Origin of the sequence: Anaerobiospirillum thomasii (assembly GCF_900445255.1) — a bacterium.
GTDB lineage: Bacteria > Pseudomonadota > Gammaproteobacteria > Enterobacterales > Succinivibrionaceae > Anaerobiospirillum_A > Anaerobiospirillum_A thomasii.
The window spans coordinates 1,175,537-1,199,538 of the sequence record NZ_UAPU01000005.1; the positions used below are offsets into that span (position 1 = coordinate 1,175,537).

Consider the following 24,002-nt stretch of genomic DNA (forward strand, 5'->3'; position numbering starts at 1 on the left):
TTTGCTCCTTAAGAGGTTCCAAGATAGCTAAAGAACCAGGTTACAATACGCATGAGCTCAGGAATCAGGACAGAGTTTACATACCATGTTTCCTGCTCGATAAAGGTTAGAATATGCAGCTTATAGAGTATCTGTAAAAAAGCCAGCATAGCGCAGACTATTAAAATACCGCGCACTACGCCAAAGGCTATACCCAAAAGCCTGTCTGTACCAGAAAGGCCAGCCTTGTTGAGCAGATTGCGTATCATATTGCCGCACATGCCCACAACAAAAAGCGTTGACACAAAAAGGATGATAATAGCCAACACATTGCGTACAAAATCATCCTCAAAATAGGTCAGCTTTCGTGACAGATCCTTATAAAAATTGCCTGTGACCATAAAGGCACTGACCCAGGCCAAAAGCGATATTGCCTCACGTACAAAGCCTCGAAGTACCGAAAGCAGAGCACTGATAGCAATTATCGCTAAAATGACATAATCTGCAGCTGTAAGCATTATTTGTTACACGCAATAACTTCAAGACCACCAAGGTAAGGACGCAGTACCTTAGGAACAGTTACAGAGCCGTCGGCATTCTGATAGTTCTCAAGTACGGCAACTAATGTACGGCCAACAGCAAGACCTGAGCCGTTTAGAGTGTGCAGAAGTTCAATCTTGCCATCCTTGCGGCGCACACGGGCCTGCATACGGCGGGCCTGGAAGTCAGTGCAGTTGGAGCAGGATGAAATCTCTCTGTAGGTATTCTGAGCCGGCAGCCATACCTCAAGATCGTAGGTCTTGGCAGAGCTAAAGCCCATATCACCTGTGCACAGAGTTATGACACGGTATGGAAGCTCAAGGGCTTTTAATACAGATTCAGCATCTGCTGTAAGCTGCTCTAAAGCCTCAAATGAATCCTCAGGTTTTACCAGCTGCACCATCTCAACCTTGTCAAACTGATGCATACGGATAAGACCGCGTGTATCTTTGCCTGCAGAGCCTGCCTCTGATCTAAAGCATGGAGTGTGAGCTGTTAATTTTATCGGCAGCTCCTCTTCTTTGAAGATCTCATCGCGAGCCATATTGGTAAGAGGCACTTCAGCAGTTGGGATGAGGCAGAAATGACGGTTTACATCATCGCCGTCGGCATCGCCGTTTAATGAGGTGTGGAACAGATCCTCGCCAAATTTAGGCATCTGACCTGTACCATAGAGTGAATCTAGGTTTACAAGATAAGGTACATAGACCTCGGTATAACCCTGCTCTTTGGTGTGCAGATCAATCATAAGCTGCACTAAGGCTCTGTGCAGAGCACAGATTGGACCTGTCATCAGGGCAAAACGGGCACCTGAAATCTTTCTGGCGTTGTTAAAATCAAGCATGCCAAGGCCCTCGCCAATGGCTACGTGATCTTTTATCTCAAAATCAAAAGTGCGTGGGGTGCCGACGCGGCGTACCTCAACATTGGCACTCTCATCTGGACCTACAGGAACTGAGGCATCTGGCAGATTAGGAATAGTCAGAGAAATATCCTTAATCTGCTGCAGTACAGCATCCTGCTCTTTTTTTACAACATCAAGCTCATCGCCGATAGATGCCACCTGGGCCTTGATGGCGCTGACATCCTTGCCTTCCTTTATGGCCAGACCTATGGACTTGGATAATGAATTACGCGCTGCCTGAAGATCCTGAGTTTTAACCATGAGATCTTTTCTTTTGACCTCAAGCTCCTGTAATGTGCTGGTATCTAGGATAAACTTTCTTGTGGCTAGGCGCTCGCTGGCCTCTTGAATATCGCCACGGATATATTTTGGATCTAGCATAACTTATGTGCCATATGACTTATTTGTGAAAAAACAATAAAATTTTCAGCCTAGATTTTATCAAAAGCCACATAACTTTACAATTTAGATTTCTTGTCCCTATTGCGTTAAAAAGGGCATATACACACCAATTTGCTGACTAACATAAGGCAGGCATAAGAAATTCCATGCATATTATGCGCTCAATATGATCTTACAAAAGAGCTTATAGATTATTGACAAGAGCGTTCGTTCAGTGTTTTAAGAAAGATCTTAAGAGCATATCTTTAACATGTCATTTAGATGTCATCTACATGTCATTGTCAATGCCACGCGCCTTTAAAGCCGCCATAGCCTTTTGTGCATGCTCCTTGCTGTAGCGTCTGTCACTCTCACGCTCATCTCGGCCCTTAAGATAGGCAATTTTCTCAGCAATTTTTATCTCAAAGCCTCGGTCAGACGGTCTGTAATAGACACGTCCGTCAAGCTTTTCTGGCATAAAGCACTCAGCTGCAGCATAGCCGCCCTCATAGTCATGGGCATATCTGTAGCCCTCTTTATAGCCAAGTTTTTCCATTAAAGCTGTAGGAGCATTGCGCAGATACATAGGCACATCATAATCAGGCAGATTTTTAGCATCTTCCATAGCCTGATTAAAGGCTCTGTACAAAGAATTACTTTTAGGAGCCAGTGACAGATAGACTGCAGCCTCGGCAATAGCTCTGAGCCCTTCTGCATCCCCCACCCTTTTGTATATATCATAGGCATTAAGCGCAATACCCATGGCCTTAGGATCGGCAAGCCCCACATCCTCTGTGGCAATAGCCAGAAGACGGCGGGCCACATACAGAGGATCGCACCCTGCGCTGAACATACGGGCCATCCAGTACAAAGCTGCATCAGGGGCCGAGCCGCGCACTGATTTGTGAAAAGCTGAGATAAGCTCATAAAAACTATCCCCGCCTTTATCATAACTTACAGGTCTCTGCCCTGCCACTGCACCTACCATAGATACAGTTAAAAGATGCGAGCCATCATCCTGAGTTACAGCCAGATCGGCACTCATCTCAAGTATATTTAAAAGATGACGCGCATCACCACCGCTAAGCTCAATTAAAGCCTCACGCACCTTGTCATCAAGCTTTAAATTCTTATCTAAAAGACCTTCTTTTTTAGTAAGTGCCAGATCTATAAGTCTGTTTAAATCACTGCTCTGAAGTTTTTTTAAAACGTAGACCCTCGCGCGTGACAAAAGAGCCTTGTTAACCTCAAAGGATGGATTTTCTGTAGTGGCACCTATAAAGATAACAGTGCCATTTTCAATATGCGGTAAAAAGGCATCCTGCTGTGATTTATTAAAGCGGTGCACCTCATCGACAAAAAGTACGGTACGCCTGCCAAGGGCGCGGCGTTTTATGGCCTTGTCTATAGCCTCACGTATATCCTTGATACCAGATGTCACAGCCGAGATTTTCTCAAGATAGGCATCGGTGGCTTTAGCTATGATAAGAGCCAGCGTGGTTTTACCCACTCCAGGCGGCCCCCAGAGTATCATGGAATAACAGCTTTTATGGGCAAGGGCCTCATACAGAGGACGGCCCTTGCCTACAAGATGGGACTGCCCTATATATTCATCTAAATTTGCAGGTCTGAGCCTTGAGGCAAGAGGGGCAAAGGCATCATAGGCAGTATCGGAACTTTCCATCTGCTCTTGTTGCTCATGCATCTGCAGATCAAGGGCAGCAAAAAGATCATCTGTCATCAGCTATCTCGGCATCATCAGGAAAGGCATAGTCAAGAGCGCTGATATCAACACTGTCTTTAATATTAATAAAATCATAAATACTGATATCATCACTTGTCATATGGGCCTGTACCTGCTTTAGCACATTGTCATCAAAGCGCAGGCTAAAGGATTTGATATCAGCGTTTTTCTTTTTGGGAATCAGTGTATAGCTGCCATCTTTATACTTGATACTATAGTCATCAAGCTCCTTTTTATCACTGATAAGTATCAGCGCAAAAGGTGAGTTAAAAAAAGCCTGAACCGGGCTTATGGTCAGCTGATTTAAAAAGGCATCATAAAAATAAATGCCATCTTTTTTATACATAATCACGCTTTCATCTGGATCTGTTGTGTGCATTAAAAATCCAGGTGTCAGTCGGTCAAAGGCCACGCTGCCTTTGGATGTGGCAATAATCTTGTGCTTACTATCTGTCACCTGCTGAGAAAAGTCGGCACTAAAGGCCTTTTGCATACTTAGTGCTTTATACAGATCATCATTTACTGATGCATGTGTAAGACAAGACACAAAAATCATCATTAAAAGCCACAATCTGCACATAATTTCTCTCCGAGGTGACAGATAAAAAGTATTTTAGGTAAATACTATAAAAAAGTGCTATTCGCCTGAGCACTGACAGCCACAGCCGCAGCCGCCTTCACTCTCAGTCTCCTGCGCACCCTGCTCATCAGTCTCGGCCAGAGCCTTTAACACCTTGCAGAAAACTTCATCGTCAGTGCCAAGCTTCTCTTTTAAAACATCATAATCGATGAACTCGTTCTTTGATGCATAGTAAGAAAGAATCTCTGTCTTGGCCTTGGCAATAAGAGCCTCAAATTCTGTATCTGACATAAAATACTCCTGTTGTTAAATTAAAGTCCGTTTAGCATATCATTAATAGGCATATTACTGTAAAAAAAATCTCTAAAAGTTGTTTTTACACAGCGCTTTTAATTGATAATGCCCTCATTTTGCAGCTGCATGTGGATCTTTTTAGCTCTTGGATAACCCACTCCAAGCTTAATCTGAAAATCACTGATTGGCGGATATTTCTGATTTCTTGCATAGTAGTCAAGAGCAAAGGCTGCAGCCTCCTCAAGCTTGGCATCGCGCTTGCCGGTGGCCTTCTCCTCGCCACCTTCGCTCTCCTCGACAAGCTCTTCTGTAACATCGTCAATATACTCAATCTCACCATGCTCACGCCAGGACTGTACCACGGCATCAACATCAGAGTTGCATACAAAGGCGCCATGACATCTAAAGGATACACCCTGATTGATGGAGGTAAACTTACAGAGCATATCACCATTGCCAAGCAGTTTTTCAGCACCGCCCTCATCCAGAATAACACGTGAGTCCACAAGGCTCTGTACTGTAAAGGCAATACGGGCCGGAATATTGTTTTTAATCACACCGGTTAGCACATCAGAGCGTGGTGACTGTGTGGCAAGAATAAGGTGAATGCCGGCGGCACGGGCCTTGGCTGCCAGTCTGTTAATATACTGCTCAGGTGAGTTTTCATTTTTCTTTCTGCCACCTGAGGTCTGAGCTACAAGATCGGCATACTCTTCAATAACCACAACTAATAGCGGCAGAGGTTTGAGTACAGGAGGCTCGCCGCCCATATCGGCTGTCCATGACTTGTCATAGATGACCTCGCCACGCTCCTGAGCCTGTCTTATCTTGTCATTGTACTCATCAAGCTTGCGCACTTCATTGGTTTCAATCAACTGATAGCGTCTTTCCATCTCCTCCACACACCAGCGCAGAGCAGCAGCAGCCTTGTCAGCCACATCAGAGATAATAGGTGTAATAAGATGTGGCAGATTGTTGTATAAGGAAAATTCCACACGCTTTGGATCAATTAAGATTAATCTTAGCTCCTCTGGTGATTTTTTAAGCAGCATGGACACTAACATGGCATTTAAACCTGCAGACTTACCAGAGCCTGTGGTACCTGCAACTAAAAGGTGCGGAGCCTTGACCAGATCAACTACTACAGGTGTGCCTGTAACCGAGCATCCAAGACATAAAGGCAGTTTGCAGTCGCTCTGTGCAAAATCATCCTTGCAGGCCACATCATAAAGGGTTATAAGCTTGCGTGATTTATTTGGCACCTCAATGCCCACAAAGGCTGTACCTGGAATTACATCAATAACACGCACAGTCTGCACCATAAGCGAACGGCTCAGATCAACTGACAGTGATGAGATAGCTGATGATTTGATGCCAGGGGCCAGAGAGAGCTCATAGCGGGTAATAACAGGACCTGTAATATAGCGCTCAACCTTGGCCTTGACGCCAAAGGAACTTAAAACCTGATTTATCTTGCTGGCCATCTCATTTAAGGAGTTGACATCAGCATCCTCCTGTACAGGAGATGGGGTCAGAAGCTCAATGTCAGGACGCCAGCTGCCATATACAGTATTTGGAGCTGTTACCACATTGGATTTGAACACCACACCCTTGGTGCCAAAACTCTCGTTGCCGCCTACTCTTGAATCCTGCATATATGAAGGGTAATTGTTGCCAGAGCTGTTCTGCTCAACAAAGCCCTCTTTATAATCTGAGTTGTTGCCAATAGATCTGTCATCGGCACTGACACTCTCATAGCCCTGCTCCTGAGTGCTCTGAGTCTCCTGAGCTGTACCTGCAAACTGTGTATAACCGCTCTCTGAGACCTGTGTCTGCTCTGCCTGAGAACTCTGAGCTTTAACATTGGTCACAGGAGCCTGACTCTGAGCATAGCTGTATACCGTATGCTCACTTTGAGCATAGCTGCTGCCTGGCATTGAATAATCCATGCTTGATGTGGCGGCAAAGGATGACAGCGGTGAATAGCTCTGCGACAGATTTACAGTACCTGTGCTTTGAGTGTTGTTCTCTCTTTCCTTATCTTCAGCAGCGCTGCTCTCATCTTTTGAAAATACGCCGCGGCTGGCTCTGCCATAGTCATAGGCAGCATCCTTTTCAGATATGGTCTGTCTGTCCTTTTGCAGAGCATGACCATCGTTCTCTTCTTTTACCTGCTCAAAAGATGAGGTTAATCTGTCCCCTACCTCATAGCCGCGCTGTGTGCTATCTTCATTGACATCATCAAAGGATATGACATTGTCAACGTAGGAGGCATTTTCATCGACAAAACCAAAGCTCTTTTGCACATCACTGTATGAAGGTATACCCTCACTGCCGCTTTGAATATAGGCGCAATCGGGACGCTCAATGTCCTGATGTGTATCTGCTCTGTTCTCTTGCGATGCTACATAATCTGCGCCTTGGTGCATTGTCTGCTGTGGTTGCAGCTGGTCTTGATCCTGTGACTGCTGTGACTGACTGTCATATACAGAACGCTCTGACATATCATAAGAGACAGTATCCTGTGACAGGTGCTGTTCAGGCTCATAAGAAGATGGCTCATTATCATATGGATCAGAGCTGTATCTTACACCATCGTTTGTACCTGACTGTACATTTGCAGAACCATCAGAGCTCTGATCTGCACCTGATGCGTACTGAGGCTGTGGCTGCTGTATCTGAGCCTGCTGAGCCTGGGCCATTGCCTGCATATAGGCACTGCGATCTGTGATAATGGTGCTAGGTCTGCCATCATCTTCATATGGCTCATCTGCTCTTTCATCTGTTACTTCTTTACCCTGTTCCTGACCCTGTCTTATCAGATAGTTGGTAAGCTCAGAGCGATCAGTTATGATTGAGTGCACCTCATCGTCTTTCTCATCTGCGTTATATAAAGGATTTTCATCCTGATATGCTCTTGCGCGCTCTGCCTCCTCACGCTCAAGCTCAAGGCGCTTTGCCTCTCTGCGGGCCTCTTCCTCAAGAGCCTTTTGACGCAAAATCTCTTCTCTGTCAAAGATAATGGTATGAACCTCATCATCTGAGAGTGACTCTGATGGAGTGTCAGATACAGTATTGTCTCTGACAAAGGTACTAGGAGCACTGTCATCTGCAGTGTAATCTGTATCTGCTCTGTCAAAGGAGCGGGGTGATATATACTGCGGACTCTCATCCTGCACAGCATCATGTGCCACACTCTGTGTCTGTGGTGCAAAGGCGCTCTCAGGCGCTGCCTCTGCAGTATCTGTACCTAAAGCTGTCTGTGTCTGACTGTCATTTATCTCTATAGGCTGTATCTGTACTGCCTTTGGTGCATTAGGGCTGTTATCTGCAACAATGGTTGATGGGCTTTGCTGCTCACTGTCAAATACAGGCTCCTTGCGTTTGCCAAAAGAGCCGCCATGGGCACTTTGAGCCTCAAGCTCTTTTTTACTGATCTTGCCCTTAAAGCTTGGAATGGCCCCCTTGCCGTCTAAAACATTGGCAATGGTATGTCTGTCAGCATCCTTTTTCTCAGCTGTAGCAATAATAGGCTCTTGGCTCTTGGTCTCCTGTGTGCTTTTATCCTTTTTGGTAAAGAGCGAGGTAATGGTGGCGCCTATTTTATCTATAAGAGCCAGAGGGGACATAGCGACAAAAAGGCTTAAACCTGTAAGCACTATAAGTATGGAGACAATGGTTCCCATGGCGCCTGGGGCAAAGGCTTTGAACATAATATTTAAAAAGTCGCCTAAAATGCCGCCACCTCCGGTTTCGCCAAGATTAAAGCAAAAGGAGAAGGTTGAGGTGCAGCCTATAACTAAAAGGTTAAAGCCCAAAAGGCGCAGCGACAGTGAGAACAGATCAAGCTGTCTTAGATTAATACGGCGTATAAAAAGCACATAGCCAAAGTAGATTATAAACAGTGGCAGAATATAGGTAAAGGCGCCAAAATATCCAAATAAAAAACCAAAGAGAGAGCCGTCTTCATAGGATGCAGGTGCAGAGTTGTTAAGATTGAGCTCACCTGTCAGAGCCTGAGCTTCGCCCTGGCGGTATGAAAGCAGCAGATAATAGATAAATAAGGCTGCAAGCACACTTGCACCAAATAAAATCTTACTGATTAAAGATAAACCCTGTGCTTCCATATTTTTATTATGAGCACCTAACAGCATAGCCCCTCCAACGTATGATTTAGCTGCCGGACAATAGTATGTATGACGTCAAGACAGAGAGAAAAAATTAAAAAACACTAGCGCTATAAAGGAGCTTATTCTACCAAGAAAAGAACCTTAGCACATTATTTTTAAACAAATTGTTTTAAAGCTTATGCCCAAGACTTGGTGCGCATTATATTTGTAAGTATCAGGCACCCTGTAAAGTCAATAGTGCTATAATCGCCCATGAAAGAAAAGGAATAATTATGATACAGATAGTTTTATACAGGCCGCAGATGCCAGAGAATGCAGGAAATATTATACGTCTTAGCGCCAATTTCGGTCTTAAACTGCATATAGTAGGCCCGCTTGATTTCTTTCTTGACAATAAAAGAATGCTAAGGGCCGGACTTGACTATCATCAGATAGCCAATATGGTAAGTCACACAAGCTTTGAGAGCTTTATGCAAAACTGCAGTCCCAAAAGACTCATTGCCGCCACCACCAAGGGCAGTGTGTTGCCAAGCTCCTTTAAATTTGAAGATGAAGGTGACTTTTTAATTTTTGGCCGTGAAACCTCAGGCCTGCCTGATGAGGTTATGACGCTTATTGACAGCTCCTGCCGCCTTAAAATTCCTATGATGGCACAAAGCCGCTGTCTTAATGTAGCCAACTCTGTTGCCATTTTAGCCTATGAGGCACTGCGCCAGCAGGATTTTAAAGGTATGCAGCTTTAAAAAGTATTTTTACTTAAGTATACATATTCCTGCATCCTGCTGTTTTGTTGGCTCAAAGGTTTGCAAAGCTGTGCTTTTTACTTAAATTTGCAACATTTTTTTGTTAAACTAGACTGAATTTTGTGTATTTTCAATAAAATGTGCTGATTGACGCTTTTAGGAAAGACGATGCTAGATTTCTTGATCGAGTTTTTTACTGATTACGGCTATATAGCAGTTTTTGGTATTCTGATTCTCTGTGGTTTTGGATTGCCTGTACCTGAGGATATAACCTTGGTATCAGGCGGCGTAATCTCCGGTCTTGATCTGGCCAATCCGCATTTTATGGTGGCTGTGGGCATGGCAGGAGTGCTCATTGGTGACAGCACCATGTTTTTATTAGGCCGCATCTTTGGCTATAGAATACAGCGCATCAGAACCTTTAGAAAAATACTCTCTCCGCGCCGCTTTTCACTCATTCAAAGAAAATTCAAACAATATGGTCTGGGTCTGTTATTTGTAGCCCGTTTTCTGCCAGGTTTAAGATCACCAATCTATCTTGTAGCCGGCATGTCACGCCGTATCTCCTTTATCACCTTTATTCTCATGGATGGTCTTGCAGCCATTATCTCTGTGCCTGTGTGGATCTATCTTGGCTTTTTCTTTGCCAACAATCTTGATCTGCTGATGGAATATGTAGGCGATGTTCAAAAGGCTATTTACCTGGGTATTGGTCTGCTCTTTGCCATTATTGGTATTATCTATCTTAAAAAGAAATTCCATGGCCGTCTTAATGCCATAGGCGCTGAAAATGCAGATACAGATGCTAAGACTGAAGATAATGTAACATTAAAAGATGACAGTACTGCTTTAAATTCAGGTACCAAGACCAGGGCTAAAAGCGCTGACAAATCTTAAATAAAACCCCCGTCTGCATTTCATTTACAGATCCTGCCACAAAAGGGTGCACATAGCTTATATGTGCAACCTTTGTGCTAAACTTTATCGAATTATCCTTATAACACCTGCTTTTTTTATCCTGCAGTTTTGTGGAAAAAATACATGAACGAACTTACTACTATTGTTAAAGATATTAATTCCATTTTATGGGGACCTTGGTGCCTTATCCCTATTTTAGTAGGTGCCGGCATTTTCTTTACTGTAAAACTTGGTTTTGTACAGTTTCGCATGTTCCGCCGTGCCTTTGGTCTGGTCTTTGGCGCCCTGAGCCTTAACGGTGAAAAGGCAGGTCATCATGGTATGACCTCATTTCAGTCCCTAGCAACAGCCATTGCAGCTCAGGTAGGTACAGGCAATTTAGCAGGTGTGGCCACAGCCATGGCCCTAGGTGGACCAGGTGCTATTTTCTGGATGTGGATTGCAGCCTTTTTTGGTATGGCCACCATTTTTGCAGAGGCCATTTTAGGTCAGCTCTATCGCACCAAGGATGAACAAGGTCATATTACAGGCGGTCCTGCCTACTATATTTTAAAGGGCCTGGGCTCAAGATCTCTTGCCAATATTTTTGCAGTTACCATTATTATAGCCCTTGGTTTTATAGGCACCATGGTACAGGCCAATTCCATCTCCACAGCCTTCTACTCAGCCTTTGATATTCCAAACTGGGTCTCAGGTCTGTTTATTATTCTGCTGGCCGGCTTTATTTTTATTGGCGGCATACGCCGTATTGCAGGCTTTACTGAAAAGATGGTGCCGCTCATGGCCTCTGTCTATGTGTTAGGCGCCATTTATATCTGTGCTGTCAATTATGATATGGTGCTTCATGCCTTTAATGTCATTATTGTAGGAGCCTTTGATCCAACTGCCGCCACAGGCGGTGTCATAGGAGCAGGCGTCAAGGAGGCCATACGCTATGGTGTAGCCCGCGGTTTGTTTTCAAATGAGGCCGGTATGGGTTCAACTCCTCATGCCCACGCTATTGCCCGCGTCAAACACCCTGCCGAGCAGGGCCTGGCTGCCATTGTTGGTCTGTTTATTGATACCTTTATTGTATTAAATGCCACTGCTCTGGTGATTTTAGTGACAGGCTCTCTTGATGGCACCTCTACAGGTATTGTGCTCACACAAACTGCCTTTATCAAGGGTATGGGTGCTGCAGGCTCTGGTTTTGTGGCTATCTGTCTGTTCTTTGCCGCCTTTACCACCATTATTGGCTGGTACTTCTTTGCAGCACAGAATGTCAAATTCCTCTTTGGCTATAAGATAATCAATGTCTTTTCAGTTATGGTGCTGTGCTTTTTAATGATGGGCTCCTTTTTACAGGTTGAGCTGGTTTGGGAGCTTGCAGATATGTTCAACGGTCTTATGGTTATACCAAATATTATTGCTGTTATTGGTCTTTACAAGCTTGTTGAAAGGGCACTTAAAGATTATGAGGGCAATTTCCTTACTGGCAAGAGACCACTGTTCGGTCCATCTGAAAAGCTTACCAATCGCTTTGCCAATCTGCAGCAGGTTTATCGCAAACAAAGACGCAAGAATGTCTATGAAAATGAAGATAATTAATCTTAAAACTGCATACTAAAAGATGCTAAAAAACCCCGCGGATCATGCACCTGCGGGGTTTTGTTTTATAGCTGTTATCTGTTTTATTCAAAAGCACAAGCCTCAGACTTTTGCTCTGAGGCTTGTGATAAAGCCTGTCTAGATATTTGTTATTACAGCCTTGCAGTTGTCAAGCTGCAGCTTTTTGTTGTGCAGTATCTCAAGTGATGATCTGTGACCTACTGAGATAATAATGCTTTGTGGCAGTGTTTCTATTAAAAGGCTGTAGCATAAAGCTTCAAGATCCTCATCAAGAGCAGAGCTTGCCTCATCTAAAAACAGCACCTTAGGTCTGTTTAAAAGCGCACGGATAAAAGCTACACGCTGCATCTCACCAAGTGAGAGTATATGTGACCACTGCTCAGTGCTATCAAGTCTATCAATAAGATGGTCAAGCTTTAACTTTGTCATATACTCTTTTATAAGATCATCATCAAAGGCTGATGGCCTTGGATAGTAAAGACACTGTCTTAAACTGCCCTGTGGCAGATATGGCTTTTGCGATAAAAACAGCACATCATTGTGCTCTGTCATGGCAACAGATCCTGTGGCATATGGCCAGATACCGGCTATGGTGCGCATCAGTGTTGACTTGCCGCAGCCTGACTGACCTTTAATTAAAAGTCTGTCGCCGCCTGCAAGGTTCAGGCTCAGATTGTCAATTAAAACTCTCTCATCCACACTTTTGACACACAAAGAGTCAATGACAACTTCATTTTTATCATGTGTCTTTACCTCAATACACTCTAAAGCTGCAGCCTTGTCCATGCTTGTGGCAAAAAGAGAGAGACGGTCAATCACACTCTTCCAGGAGGCTAAAGCATTAAAGTTCATAATAAGGGTGGAGAGTGAATCGTGCACCCTACCAAAGGCAGATGTAATCTGCATAATGGTACCCATGGTAATGAGCTTGGCAAAATAGATTGGCGCTGCAATAAGTATCGGGAAAATTACAGCTGTCTGGGCATAGCCTAAGGTTAAAAAGCCAAGACGCTTGGTGCAGTTGATAAGCTGTATATAGTTTTTAACTAAAATGGCAAAGCGATCTTTTAAGGTTTCATTCTCCTCACTTTCACCTTTGTAAAGAGCAATGGAGTCGGCTGACTCTCTTAGGCGTATGAGTGAGAAACGAAAATCAGCTTCATACCGCTGCTGACGAAAGTTTAAGCGCACCAGAGGCTTGCCTAAAATAAAGGTGACAATGGTGCCAAGTATGGCATAGATGGCAGCAAGATAAAATAAATAGCCATCTGGCAGAGTGATGACATAACCGCCAAAGACTGTCAGATCAACACTTTGTGATAAACCCCAGAGCACTACTGAGAAGGATACAAGCATAGCCATGTCAGTACCTACACCTAAAAGCAGAGCTATGGTATTGCCCACAAAGAGATTTAAATCCTCGGCTATACGCTGATCTGGGTTGTCAGTTTTACTGTCAGTCAGCTGCATTTTATAATAGCTTCCCTTTTCAAGCCATTTTCTTACCATGACATCTGTCATATAGCGGCGCCACTCAATGGCCATTTTGGAGCGCAGGAAACTGTTGTATACAGAAACCACCACATGAATGGTGGCTAGAATGGCAAAGATAGAGAGCTGATGAAAGAATCCGTCCACATCATAGTTTTGTATAGTATCCCAGAACTCCTTGTACCAGGTATTAATACGCGTAGCAATATAGACAGAGCCTCCTGTCAGTAACAGAATAAGACCAAGATAGATCCAGCAGATCAATGATTCTTTTTTAGTCCAGTACAGCTTTAGCAGTACATAAAAGGAGCTTATGGTCTGTTTGAGGGGCAGACTGTCAACTCCATATTTTGAATGATGTGGCTTATCTTGCATAAATTCTCCAAAGTTGCTGTCTTGATTGTAAGAAAAATCCCATAGAACTAACTTAGTTCAAAGAGTTTTTCTAAAAAGACAGCTATACCCTCATTATCATTATCGAGGGTGACATAGTCGGCCAGAACCTTGACAGTATCATCGGCATTGCCCATAGCCACGCCAATTCCAGCCTTTTTTAGCATGTCAGCATCATTTTCGGCATCACCAAAGGCCAGAACATTATCCATAGATATATTTAAAATCTCGCACAGATGGGTTAAAGCCGAGCCTTTGGTACATGTGCCTGGAATAAATTCAAGAAAGTTTGGATCAGAGCGCATAATGGTGTATTTATCACTTTGCATTGCATCAAGACTTGCTCTTAGTACATCAAGCTCATGGCTTTGACCTACTGCCAGGGCCTTGAAAAAATGCTCATTTGGATCCACATGCTCAAGATTGCTTTTTTTATAACCTACCTTGCAGTGCTGCACCTCACGATAGGAAGGTGAGTTTTCATCCTCTAAAATTAAACCCTGCTGCACACTAAAGGCATGGATTTTACAGCCATGTTCATGTGTAATCCTTGCAAGTTCCATAAGAGTTGTGCCATTTAAATACTCATTGTAGACAAAGTTTACATGCGGCAAAGAGACAATGCCTGCGCCATTGAAACACACCACATAGCCCCTGTCATTTACAAGACTTAAATCCTTTACATAATTAAAAATTCCCTGTGGCGGACGGCCTGTAGCTACAACTATATACACCCCTTTATCACTTAATCTTTTTAGTACCTGACGTGTTCTTGGCCCTACCTGTTTTTGTGAATTTAAAACTGTACCGTCCATATCCAGGGCTACAAGCTTTATCTTAGATGCTCTTTCCATTGTCATCTCCGTTAAAATCATTTTTGAGCTGTAATTCTACCAAGTAATCATGAATTTTTACTACACAAAAAAAATGGTCAGAGTAAAAACCCTGACCACCTGTCTTCAATTATGAATAAACCTTAAGCACCGGCCTTTTTAAGGGCAGCATCAACAATCTCAGTAGCCTCCTTCTCAATAGCCTCAAGATGCTCAGGATCTTTGAATGATTCCATATAAATCTTGTATATGTTCTCAGTGCCAGATGGACGGGCAGCAAACCAGCCGTTTTTGGTTACAACCTTAAGACCGCCAATCTCAGCACCGTTGCCAGAGGCGCAAGTCAGCTTCTCTACAATCTCCTCGCCGGCTAAGGTTGAGGCCTCAACTGCCTTTGGATCAAGCTTCTTGAGCACAGCCTTCTGCTTGGCATTGGCAGGGGCATCTACTCTGTTATATAAAGGTGCGCCATATTTATCTGTAAGTGCCTTATAGTGCTCGGCAGGATCCTTGCCAGTTACTGCAAGAATCTCGGCTGATAATAAAGCTGCAATAATACCGTCTTTATCAGTTGTCCAGACAGAACCATCCTTGCGCAGGAAGGAGGCACCGGCACTCTCCTCACAGCCAAAGGCCAGAGAGCCGTCAAACAGACCAGGTACAAACCACTTAAAGCCTACAGGTACTTCATAGGCTTTGCGGCCTAAACCTTCAGCCACCCTGTTCATCATGGAGGATGACACTACAGTCTTGCCGACCATGGCGCCTGCAGGCCAGTTGTCACGATGGGTATAGATATAGTTGATGGCAGCAGACAGATAATGATTTGGATTCATAAGACCTGAGTGGCAGACAATACCGTGACGGTCATAGTCAGGATCATTGCCAAAGGCAATATCAAAATTATCCTTAAGGGCAATAAGGCCTGCCATGGCATACGGACTTGAGCAGTCCATACGGATCTTGCCATCTTTATCAAGACACATGAAGGAGAAGGTTGGATCAACCTTGTAATTTACTACCTTGATATTAAGTTTGTACTTGTCGGCAATTCTGTCCCAGTAGAAAAGACCTGAGCCGCCAAGAGGATCAACTCCAATGCTTATGCCAGACTTACTTATAGCCTCAAGATCAAGTACGCTGCCAAGATCGTCAATATACTCACCTAGCATGTCATGTTCTTTGACATTGGAGAGTTTTACAGCCTTAGCATATGGAATTCTTTTTACGCCGTTTAAATTGTTTTTAATAAGCTCATTGGCTCTGTCCTGTACCCATGATGTAATCTCGGTACCGGCAGGACCGCCGTCGGTTGGATTGTATTTAAAGCCGCCGTCACATGGTGGATTGTGTGATGGGGTGATAACAATACCATCGGCAAGGCCAGCAGTACGGCCCCTGTTATAGGTTAAAATGGCATGGGAGATAGATGGGGTTGGGGTATAGCCATGATCCTTTTCAACGCGCAGCTCCACACCATTGGCACCTAAAACCTCGATGGCTGTGGCTAAGGCCGCCTCTGAGAGGGCGTGGGTATCCATACCGATAAATAAAGGACCTGTAATACCCTCTTTGGTTCTGTACTCGGCTATGGCCTGAGATATGGCAAGAATGTGGGTTTCAGTAAATGAGCCATTTAGTGAGGTACCACGGTGACCCGATGTACCAAAGCTTACCTGCTCTTCAGGATTTTCCATATCAGGACAATTTAAATAATAGGCAGCCATCAGACGTGGGATATTGGTCAGATCCTCATCACGGGCCTTTTTACCTGCAAATTCATGAAGTGCCATATGAAACCTCTAAAATTTTGTTTAAGTAATTTAAATTCAGATCTTTAATACCTAGATTGTACAAAATTTATCACTAAAAAATTATCTATTTTCATATCTTTTAAAAGATATGTGAACTGCCACTCTCAAAATGAAGGACACAGGATAGCCATGGATGTGGCTACTGTATTTAAAATGACTGGTCTTAGTAAGAATTTAGAGCGGTTTGACTGTAAAGCCTATTCTGAACAAAGGTGAAAAAAAAAAGATCCAGCAGACAGCTGGATCAGTTTAACTTAAAAGTGGCAGTTTATCTCAACTGCGCCTTTAATTTAAGTCAGGCTTAGCGGCCGTTTACAACCTTCTTTAATTCAGCGCCTGCTGTGAATGAAGGAGTCTTAGAGGCTGGAATCTGAATTACGTCACCGGTCTTAGGGTTACGGCCTTCACGTGACTTACGTTCTGTAACCTTGAAAGTACCAAAGCCAACTAATTGTACACGATCACCCTCGGTTAAAGCCTCGCCAATAGTCTCTAACAGCGCATCTAAAGCACGACGTGAGCCGGCCTGAGTTAAACCAGAACGCTTTGCGATCTCTTCAATTAACTGTGACTTATTCATAAAAATTTTCCTTTATTTTTGCAAATAACAAAACTGAAATTTTATAACTTATTGATTGCTGTAAATTTCATCACAACTTACCGTATTAATCAATACTTTAATGACAAAAGCGATTAAAAAAACTAACAGGAGCAGATTGTACAGAAAATTGTTATATTTTTACACCTAAAAACCAGCAAACTTGCAACAAATACCAATCTTATGCGCTTTATTATCGTGTTTACCGGACAAATATTATCTTTATTAAACTTTTTTTAAAAATCAGATGTGGATAAATATAGGCAAAAGGCTTAAAAAGTAGTCTTAATATAGTAAAATATAGGCCATCTTTTTTTATCGACTATCTACAGGAGAAAACCGGTCATGGTTGAGCCTCGCCCAATTAAAAGAGCTTTAATCAGTGTTTCAGACAAAACTGGCGTACTTGAATTTGCTAGAGCTTTAGCAGAACGCAATGTTGAGATTCTCTCAACAGGCGGTACTGCAAAACTGCTTGAAGAAAATGGCGTTGCTGTAACAGAGGTTTCAGATTACACCACATTCCCAGAGATGATGGATGGCAGATTAAAGACTCTGCATCCTATGATTCACGGTGGCATTCTTGGGCGTCGCGGTACAGATGAGGCCATTATGGCCGAGCATGGAATCAAGCCAATTGATCTGGTCTGCGTCAATCTCTATCCATTTGTAAAGACTGTTTCAGATCCTAACTGCTCACTTGAAAAGGCCATTGAGAATATTGATATTGGCGGTCCTACAATGGTCAGAGCCGCTGCCAAAAACCACAAGGATGTAGCTATTGTGGTCAATGCAGCAGATTATGGCAGCATCATTGAGTGCATGGATAAGAACAATATGTCCCTTACCTATGAGATGCGTTTTGATCTTGCCATCAAGGCCTATGAGCACACTGCAGCCTATGACGGTGCCATTGCCAACTACTTTGGTCTTAAAGCTCCTGATTATGGTATTGACGATGGTGCACAGCGTCACTTCCCACGTACTATAAATATGCAGTTTGTCAAACTGCAGAATATGCGCTATGGTGAAAACCCTCATCAGAATGCAGCCTTCTACAGGGATGTCAATGCCTCAGAGGCCTCCATTGCCACAGCCGTACAGCTGCAGGGCAAAGAGCTCTCTTACAACAATATTGCAGATACAGATGCTGCCATTGAGTGCGTCCGCGAATTTGACGCCCCATGCTGTGTTATTGTAAAACACGCCAATCCTTGCGGTGTAGCTATTGATAATGATCTGACCACTGCCTACAAAAAGGCATTTGCCTGTGACAGCGAGTCAGCCTTTGGCGGTATTATTGCCTTTAACAGAACCCTTGATGGCGCTACAGCCAAGGCCATTGTTGACAATCAGTTCTGTGAGGTTATTGTAGCTCCTGATGTAACAGATGAGGCCATTGAGGCTGTTGCTGTCAAAAAGAATATACGTCTTTTAAAGACAGGTTCACTTGATGAGCATCACAAGCGCATGGATATGAAGCGCGTCAACGGCGGTCTTTTGGTGCAGGATGCTGACATTGCCACTGTAGCCCTTGATGATCTTGAGGTAGTGACTGAGTGCAAACCTTCAAAGGATGAGCTTGATGAGCTGCTCTTTGCCTGGAAGGTATGCAAGTACACCAAATCCAATGCCATTGTCTACACCAAGGACAAGATGACTGTAGGTATTGGCTGCGGTCAGACCTCACGTGTCTTCTCTGCCCGTATTGCCAAGCTAAGAGCTGCAGATGCCTCCCTATCACTTGAGGGCGCCTGCCTGGCCTCTGATGCCTTCTTCCCGTTCAGAGACAGTATTGATGAGGCAGCCAAGGCCGGTATCAAGTGCATTATTCAGCCAGGCGGTTCAATACGCGATCAGGAAGTAATTGATGCTGCCAATGAGCATGGCATTGCCATGGTCTTTACCAGAATGCGTCACTTCCGCCACTAAATATTAATTAAAAACCTCTGATCTGTCAGAGGTTTTTACACTTTTTTAATATGCAGACACGTATATTGATTTATCCACCAGAGCTTTGGCTCTTGTCTTGATTTTAAAAGGAGATGGGCTGTATCTTGTGTAGTTTATATAAGATAGGCCTTATACAGATATGAAAGTTTTAGTAATCGGTAACGGCGGTCGCGAGCATGCTCTTGCCTACAGAGCCTCCATGTCAGAGCTTGCAGATATTGTATATGTAGCCCCTGGCAATCCAGGTACAGCACTTGAGAACAAGGTTGTAAATGTACCTATCAAGGCTACTGATATTGATGCCCTGCTTAAATTTGCCCTTGATGAGAAAATCGATCTTACCATTGTAGGCCCTGAGGCTCCTTTAGTTTTAGGTGTGGTTGATGCCTTTAAAGCCCATGGTCTTAAGATTTTCGGCCCATCCAAGGCTGCAGCTCAGCTTGAGGGGTCAAAATCCTTTACCAAGGACTTTTTAGCCCGTCACAATATCCCAACTGCAGCCTACAAGGTCTTTAATGACTGCAATGAGGCCAAGGAGTATATAAAGCAGCAGGGTGCCCCTATTGTCATCAAAGCTGACGGTCTTGCAGCAGGCAAAGGCGTTGTTGTAGCCATGAGCGAGCAGGAGGCACTTGATGCTGTTGAGCATATGCTTGAGGATAATGCCTTTGGTGATGCCGGCGCCTCTGTGGTGATTGAGGAGTTTATGGAAGGTGAGGAGGCATCATTTATTGTCATGTCAGACTCTATAAATGCCCTGCCAATGGCCACCTCACAGGATCACAAACGTGTAGGCGACAATGATACAGGTCCAAATACTGGAGGCATGGGAGCCTACTCACCTGCCCCATGTGTCACAGATGAGGTTTACAAGAAGGTAATGGAGCGCATCATCAACCCTACATTAAAGGGCATGAGAGATGATGGCATTCCATACTTTGGTTTCCTCTATGCGGGTTTAATGATTGACAAGAACGGCGATCCTAGAGTAGTTGAGTTTAACTGCCGCTTTGGCGATCCTGAGACACAGCCTATTATGCTGCGTATGCAATCAGATCTGGTCAAACTCTGTCTGTGCGGTACACAGGAGGGCGGTCTTGCCAATGAGGAAGTTAAATACGACCCACGCTTTGCCTTAGGTGTAGTACTTGCAGCCCAAAACTATCCTGAGTCTCCAAAGACAGGTGATGTAATCACAGGTCTTGATACTGTTGAGAGTGACACCAAGATCTTCCAGGCCGGTACTGCTCTAAAGGACAATCAGATTGTAACCTCAGGCGGCCGTGTGCTGTGTGTAACCGCCCTTGGCGAGAGTGTACAGCAGGCCCGTGACAGAGCCTACAGCCTTATTAACAAGGTTAAATTTGACGGTATGTTCTATAGAAGCGACATTGCCCACAGAGCCTTGAACAGAAAATAGGGCATAGCCAGTAAAGATACTCAAGATCCTGATTTTATCAGGATCTTTTTTTACCTGTACTTATATACTCGTCACACAGAGAGTGCAGCTCATCTGCAAGCTCAATACCAATATTTGACACAAAGCCATTGATACCAAGACGGATTAGGTTGTGCACCAGCTCACTGTCTCTTTTAGCCGCGGCAATTAGTTCAAACATGGCCACCTGAAAGTTGACCTCATTGTCAACACGCTCATCCTCGCGCAGTGTATCTTCATCCACATCATCCTCATAATCCATCTGCACCAGGCGCAGTACACCTGACATAGAGGTACGTGAGGCAATTTCAGCTTCATTGCCCTCGTGCATAATAATGGCATCAAAGGCGGCAGTTAGAGTCAGAGCGCTATCTAGAGCATACATATCGCCAAGTGAATAGTCATCATCATTTATATCTGGCGTAAAAGGTGTAAAGACATCAAGAGTCTGCTCTAAATCAATGTGATTGAATTTTTCCTGATGAAAGTGCCAGAGAGTTTTTAAACAGTAGTTGAACTCACTAAGGCCCCCCACGTTTTTCTGCTGGGCATACAGAGCAAAATTTGGCAGCATACGCTGGCAGAGCACCAGGGCAAAAAGAGACTGACGCCATGGACTCATTTTTTTTAATTTTGGATAGAACTTTTCCCCGAATATCACACTAATTTCCTCAATTAAAATTTTTTCGTAAATTTTACTTGAAAATTTTATCAAAAACGTTGATTATGTAACTAAAAATATTAATTATAATTCAGGCCAACCTGATAACTTTTAAAGATTACATTCTATGATGGAGCTTTCTTAACCTTGGGAAGGGCTATCGTGGTTTTTGTGCGCAATTTATACAGCAAAGATAATAAAAACTCCTATAATTCAATGAAATTTGAAGATTATATTTCAGGCCAGCATATTCAAAGCTCATCTCAGGCCTGGCTGATGCCAATCTCAAAAAAGCATACCTATGCTATCTTATCTACAGCTGTACTTGCCATCTGCTCATCTTTTTTTGTATCTAAAACTCAAAATTACAATCTTGCCTCACAGCAGAGTTATGAAGAGATTTTTGTCAATGAAAATGGTGAGATTGTAGAGCCTTCATCTGTAGACATTATCAATCCAACACAGTCGTTAGCCGAGGTGCTGTCAAGTCACTACACCAAGGATATAGATGGTCAGAGCAAGCACGCAATAAGCGAGATTGACAATCAGATTGTTATTGACACCAAGGGCGACGCTCTTGACAACTATGATGACAATATCTCAGATCAGCTTTTAGCCGATGCTGACACTGAGCTTGATAAAAAGATACGTGATAAGACAGGACGCTCGCAGAGCAGCTGGTTTGTCGAGGATATTGCCAGCGGCGATACACTCTCCTCTGTCTTTTCAGATTTGAACATACCTTATGCCACCCTTGAGGCTATAACCTCCAACAAGGATGCAGGAAAGGCTCTGTCCAATCTGCGTACAGGCTACTCACTGTCCTTCCTGCTTGATGAAAAGAACAATCTTTTAGCCTTTGTAAAGCAGATTGACAAGGACACACAGATTCGCTTTTACAGAGATAATATAAACTCCAGTGACTTTACAGCGGTAAAGGAAAGTATTGGGGCCCATCTTAAGAGCAAGACCTCAGATGTACAAGAGAGCGGTGGCGACATTGTAGCTCAGTCTGCAACTGGCAAGGACAGTATGGCCCCTGCCACACAGACAGAGGAAATTCCACTGTATAAAAAGCGTGGCCGTCTGGTGCTTGTCACCTTAGGCCCGGGTCAGGCCTTCTCCACTGCTGCCCATGAGAGCGGTCTTACCTACAATGAGATTGCCAAAATTACAGATCTGTTTAAAGGCCGCATACAGTTTACCCGCCACCTGCAGCCAGGTGACACCATGCGTGTGCTCTTTTCAGATGACAAAGGCGAGGGCAAGATCAATGCCATTGAGTTTAATCTGGCCCGTCTTGGCAAGCTTGCTACCTTCAGACATCTTGGCGATGACAAGTATTATGACGAAAAAGGCTATAACTCAGCCTCAGGTACCTTTAGACGTTTCCCTATCAACGGTAAGGTTATTATTTCATCACACTTTAATCCAAACCGCAGACATCCTGTAACAGGACAGTATCGTCCGCACAATGGCACTGACTTTGCCGTGCGCATAGGTACCCCAATTGTGGCTCCGGCCGATGGTGTGGTGGATATTGCCCGCTACAGCAAGGGTGCAGGCTACTATATTGTGCTGCGACACAGAGGCAATTACTCAACTGTGTATATGCATCTGTCCAAGATGAATGTCAAACCAGGACAGAGAGTCAAGGCTGGCAGCATCATAGCCCGCTCTGGCAATACAGGTATGTCCACAGGTCCGCATCTACACTATGAGCTGCGTATCAACAACAAGCCTGTCAATGCCATGCGCGTCAAATTACCAAGCAATTCAGATGCTACAGTGGTGGCCAAACAAAGACAACGTTTTGAGAGCAATGTGGCAACCTTTAAAAAGGATCTGCACAATGAAAAGCTCATAGCCAAACTTGAATAATTTATCTGCAGTGCCGGTCTGAGCCGGCACTTCTATCTGTGTCGACAAAATATTTACTTACGCATTATCACTTCCGTACTATATAACTTTTACAATTAAATTCTCATTAAAATAAAGTATTTATGATTTAAATAACACTTTTTTTATCACTCTTGCTTTATGCTAGGATCAGTTTCTATCCTCTGTAAAGGAGATCTTTTATGAGTGATAAAGAGCTTTGCGGCTTTAATACAACACTGCAACAAGTTGACAAGAACTATTCCTGGATCAATGACATGATTAAGCAGAGACAGGAGCTTGTTGTCTTGTATATGAAGCTTTTAAATCTCCCTTTACACAAAGAGATGAACGAGCTTGAGTATATTCCTTCCTATGAGCAGATAACCGAGTTCTGTGAGCATTTGATTGATTATGTCTCCCACGGTCATTTCGATCTCTATCCTAAAATAATTGAGCTTATGGAAAATGCCTCAGGGCGCTCCTTATCCATTGCCAACAGGGTTATGCCAAAAATTGAAGGCACAACTGAATATCTTATGCGTTTTAATGATAAATACGCAGAGGATCTTAATGAGCTTAAAATGGCCACACTCAAAAAAGATCTGTCACAGGTAGGTAAATGTCTTGAGCTTAGATTTAAAAGTGAAGACAGACTTATTATAGGTCTGAGACTGATTAACACCATTGTATCTTCAAGCTGACGTATATTAATAAATTAAGGGGTAACATGGAAAACAGAAGAAAATACTCACGCGTTTCAATGATGTTGCACGGAGTGTTAATTTCTGACTTCGTAGATACGCGTACTGAAATAAAGATAATTGATGTGTCTTTAAATGGTGCCCTTATAAAGCTTGTTCATGACTTTGATGTCTTTATAGCCCACAAGTATGACATCGAGTTCCGTCTTGGCGGCAGTAACAAAATACGCATGCAGTGCATCTGCCGTCATAAGCGTGGCAAAATGGTCGGTCTGCAGTGTCTGCATATAGATCTTGAGTCTATATCATCACTGCGCAGACTTATAGAGCTGAATATAGGCGAGAGTAGAATGCTGCACCGCGAGCTTGATGAGCTCATGCACTTTGATGTGGAGTCATAATACACGCTTAGTAAAGG

At 43.7% G+C, this 24,002-nt stretch carries 19 protein-coding genes; 8 read left to right on the plus strand and 11 right to left on the minus strand.

Going from position 1 to position 24,002, the window contains the following annotated elements:
- Positions 1 to 8 precede the first annotated feature (8 nt).
- The 6 genes from DRZ93_RS05180 to DRZ93_RS05205 form a co-directional block, all read right to left on the minus strand.
- Entirely contained in the window at positions 9 to 497 is a 489-nt protein-coding gene (locus DRZ93_RS05180) for a CvpA family protein (protein WP_113742961.1), read from the minus strand.
- Positions 497 to 1,804, minus strand: coding sequence for a serine--tRNA ligase (serS, locus tag DRZ93_RS05185; protein ID WP_113742962.1), 1,308 nt, complete (start codon positions 1,802 to 1,804; stop codon positions 497 to 499). Before serS ends, DRZ93_RS05180 begins: the two co-directional genes overlap by 1 nt.
- A 289-nt stretch (positions 1,805 to 2,093) precedes the next feature.
- Positions 2,094 to 3,488 carry a replication-associated recombination protein A gene (locus DRZ93_RS05190; RefSeq protein WP_113745048.1) on the minus strand — a complete coding sequence of 465 codons (1,395 nt, stop codon included), beginning with the start codon at positions 3,486 to 3,488 and terminating at the stop codon, positions 2,094 to 2,096.
- A 46-nt stretch (positions 3,489 to 3,534) separates the two neighbouring features.
- Positions 3,535 to 4,095 (minus strand): outer-membrane lipoprotein carrier protein LolA, encoded by a 561-nt coding sequence (locus tag DRZ93_RS05195; protein WP_172458057.1) that lies wholly within the window; start codon positions 4,093 to 4,095, stop codon positions 3,535 to 3,537.
- Between the two features lie 90 nt (positions 4,096 to 4,185).
- Positions 4,186 to 4,419: a hypothetical protein gene (locus DRZ93_RS05200; RefSeq protein ID WP_113742964.1), complete on the minus strand. Its 234-nt coding sequence runs from the start codon at positions 4,417 to 4,419 to the stop codon at positions 4,186 to 4,188.
- 98 nt (positions 4,420 to 4,517) lie between these two features.
- Positions 4,518 to 8,576 (minus strand): FtsK/SpoIIIE family DNA translocase, encoded by a 4,059-nt coding sequence (locus tag DRZ93_RS05205; RefSeq protein ID WP_113746013.1) that lies wholly within the window; start codon positions 8,574 to 8,576, stop codon positions 4,518 to 4,520.
- A gap of 248 nt (positions 8,577 to 8,824) precedes the next feature.
- On the opposite strand from DRZ93_RS05205, the gene DRZ93_RS05210 reads away from it, so the two are divergent.
- From DRZ93_RS05210 to DRZ93_RS05220, 3 genes are all read left to right on the plus strand, one after another.
- On the plus strand, positions 8,825 to 9,295 hold the full coding sequence (locus DRZ93_RS05210; RefSeq protein WP_113746014.1) for a tRNA (cytidine(34)-2'-O)-methyltransferase: 471 nt from the start codon (positions 8,825 to 8,827) through the stop codon (positions 9,293 to 9,295).
- Between the two features lie 168 nt (positions 9,296 to 9,463).
- Entirely contained in the window at positions 9,464 to 10,192 is a 729-nt protein-coding gene (locus DRZ93_RS05215; RefSeq protein ID WP_113746015.1) for a DedA family protein, read from the plus strand.
- Between the two features lie 144 nt (positions 10,193 to 10,336).
- Positions 10,337 to 11,800, plus strand: a complete 1,464-nt coding sequence (locus DRZ93_RS05220; RefSeq protein ID WP_113746016.1) for an alanine/glycine:cation symporter family protein — start codon at positions 10,337 to 10,339, stop codon at positions 11,798 to 11,800.
- Between the two features lie 138 nt (positions 11,801 to 11,938).
- Here the strand turns inward: DRZ93_RS05220 and DRZ93_RS05225 are convergent, their stop codons facing one another.
- From DRZ93_RS05225 to DRZ93_RS05240, 4 genes are all read right to left on the minus strand, one after another.
- Positions 11,939 to 13,687 carry an ABC transporter ATP-binding protein/permease gene (locus DRZ93_RS05225; protein WP_113746017.1) on the minus strand — a complete coding sequence of 583 codons (1,749 nt, stop codon included), beginning with the start codon at positions 13,685 to 13,687 and terminating at the stop codon, positions 11,939 to 11,941.
- A gap of 47 nt (positions 13,688 to 13,734) precedes the next feature.
- Complete coding sequence (locus DRZ93_RS05230) at positions 13,735 to 14,559, minus strand: Cof-type HAD-IIB family hydrolase (RefSeq protein ID WP_172458059.1); 825 nt, start codon at positions 14,557 to 14,559, stop codon at positions 13,735 to 13,737.
- 122 nt (positions 14,560 to 14,681) lie between these two features.
- Positions 14,682 to 16,331 (minus strand): phosphoglucomutase (alpha-D-glucose-1,6-bisphosphate-dependent), encoded by a 1,650-nt coding sequence (gene pgm / locus DRZ93_RS05235; protein ID WP_113742971.1) that lies wholly within the window; start codon positions 16,329 to 16,331, stop codon positions 14,682 to 14,684.
- A gap of 322 nt (positions 16,332 to 16,653) precedes the next feature.
- Entirely contained in the window at positions 16,654 to 16,932 is a 279-nt protein-coding gene (locus tag DRZ93_RS05240; RefSeq protein WP_113742972.1) for an HU family DNA-binding protein, read from the minus strand.
- A gap of 363 nt (positions 16,933 to 17,295) precedes the next feature.
- On the opposite strand from DRZ93_RS05240, the gene purH reads away from it, so the two are divergent.
- On the plus strand, positions 17,296 to 18,882 hold the full coding sequence (purH, locus tag DRZ93_RS05245) for a bifunctional phosphoribosylaminoimidazolecarboxamide formyltransferase/IMP cyclohydrolase (protein ID WP_113742973.1): 1,587 nt from the start codon (positions 17,296 to 17,298) through the stop codon (positions 18,880 to 18,882).
- Between the two features lie 160 nt (positions 18,883 to 19,042).
- Complete coding sequence (purD, locus tag DRZ93_RS05250) at positions 19,043 to 20,323, plus strand: phosphoribosylamine--glycine ligase (protein WP_113742974.1); 1,281 nt, start codon at positions 19,043 to 19,045, stop codon at positions 20,321 to 20,323.
- Between the two features lie 37 nt (positions 20,324 to 20,360).
- On the opposite strand, the gene DRZ93_RS05255 is transcribed toward purD, so the two are convergent.
- Positions 20,361 to 21,002, minus strand: coding sequence for a DUF416 family protein (locus DRZ93_RS05255; protein WP_113742975.1), 642 nt, complete (start codon positions 21,000 to 21,002; stop codon positions 20,361 to 20,363).
- Between the two features lie 147 nt (positions 21,003 to 21,149).
- Here DRZ93_RS05255 and DRZ93_RS05260 point away from each other — a divergent pair, with 147 nt between their 5' ends.
- From DRZ93_RS05260 to DRZ93_RS05270, 3 genes are all read left to right on the plus strand, one after another.
- Positions 21,150 to 22,883: a peptidoglycan DD-metalloendopeptidase family protein gene (locus tag DRZ93_RS05260; protein ID WP_146741096.1), complete on the plus strand. Its 1,734-nt coding sequence runs from the start codon at positions 21,150 to 21,152 to the stop codon at positions 22,881 to 22,883.
- A 200-nt stretch (positions 22,884 to 23,083) separates the two neighbouring features.
- Positions 23,084 to 23,584 carry an Rsd/AlgQ family anti-sigma factor gene (locus DRZ93_RS05265; RefSeq protein ID WP_113742977.1) on the plus strand — a complete coding sequence of 167 codons (501 nt, stop codon included), beginning with the start codon at positions 23,084 to 23,086 and terminating at the stop codon, positions 23,582 to 23,584.
- A 26-nt stretch (positions 23,585 to 23,610) separates the two neighbouring features.
- Positions 23,611 to 23,985: a PilZ domain-containing protein gene (locus tag DRZ93_RS05270; RefSeq protein ID WP_113742978.1), complete on the plus strand. Its 375-nt coding sequence runs from the start codon at positions 23,611 to 23,613 to the stop codon at positions 23,983 to 23,985.
- Positions 23,986 to 24,002: the final 17 nt, after the last annotated feature.

What these genes read in the sequence shown, in the direction of transcription:
- DRZ93_RS05180 (WP_113742961.1), bottom strand. Translation starts at nt 497, where the DNA reads ATGCTTACAGCTGCAGATTATGTCATTTTAGCGATAATTGCTATCAGT.
- serS (WP_113742962.1), bottom strand. Translation starts at nt 1,804, where the DNA reads ATGCTAGATCCAAAATATATCCGTGGCGATATTCAAGAGGCCAGCGAG.
- DRZ93_RS05190 (WP_113745048.1), bottom strand. Translation starts at nt 3,488, where the DNA reads ATGGAAAGTTCCGATACTGCCTATGATGCCTTTGCCCCTCTTGCCTCA.
- DRZ93_RS05200 (WP_113742964.1), bottom strand. Translation starts at nt 4,419, where the DNA reads ATGTCAGATACAGAATTTGAGGCTCTTATTGCCAAGGCCAAGACAGAG.
- DRZ93_RS05205 (WP_113746013.1), bottom strand. Translation starts at nt 8,576, where the DNA reads ATGCTGTTAGGTGCTCATAATAAAAATATGGAAGCACAGGGTTTATCT.
- DRZ93_RS05210 (WP_113746014.1), top strand. Translation starts at nt 8,825, where the DNA reads ATGATACAGATAGTTTTATACAGGCCGCAGATGCCAGAGAATGCAGGA.
- DRZ93_RS05215 (WP_113746015.1), top strand. Translation starts at nt 9,464, where the DNA reads ATGCTAGATTTCTTGATCGAGTTTTTTACTGATTACGGCTATATAGCA.
- DRZ93_RS05220 (WP_113746016.1), top strand. Translation starts at nt 10,337, where the DNA reads ATGAACGAACTTACTACTATTGTTAAAGATATTAATTCCATTTTATGG.
- DRZ93_RS05225 (WP_113746017.1), bottom strand. Translation starts at nt 13,687, where the DNA reads ATGCAAGATAAGCCACATCATTCAAAATATGGAGTTGACAGTCTGCCC.
- DRZ93_RS05230 (WP_172458059.1), bottom strand. Translation starts at nt 14,559, where the DNA reads ATGGAAAGAGCATCTAAGATAAAGCTTGTAGCCCTGGATATGGACGGT.
- pgm (WP_113742971.1), bottom strand. Translation starts at nt 16,331, where the DNA reads ATGGCACTTCATGAATTTGCAGGTAAAAAGGCCCGTGATGAGGATCTG.
- DRZ93_RS05240 (WP_113742972.1), bottom strand. Translation starts at nt 16,932, where the DNA reads ATGAATAAGTCACAGTTAATTGAAGAGATCGCAAAGCGTTCTGGTTTA.
- purH (WP_113742973.1), top strand. Translation starts at nt 17,296, where the DNA reads ATGGTTGAGCCTCGCCCAATTAAAAGAGCTTTAATCAGTGTTTCAGAC.
- purD (WP_113742974.1), top strand. Translation starts at nt 19,043, where the DNA reads ATGAAAGTTTTAGTAATCGGTAACGGCGGTCGCGAGCATGCTCTTGCC.
- DRZ93_RS05265 (WP_113742977.1), top strand. Translation starts at nt 23,084, where the DNA reads ATGAGTGATAAAGAGCTTTGCGGCTTTAATACAACACTGCAACAAGTT.
- DRZ93_RS05270 (WP_113742978.1), top strand. Translation starts at nt 23,611, where the DNA reads ATGGAAAACAGAAGAAAATACTCACGCGTTTCAATGATGTTGCACGGA.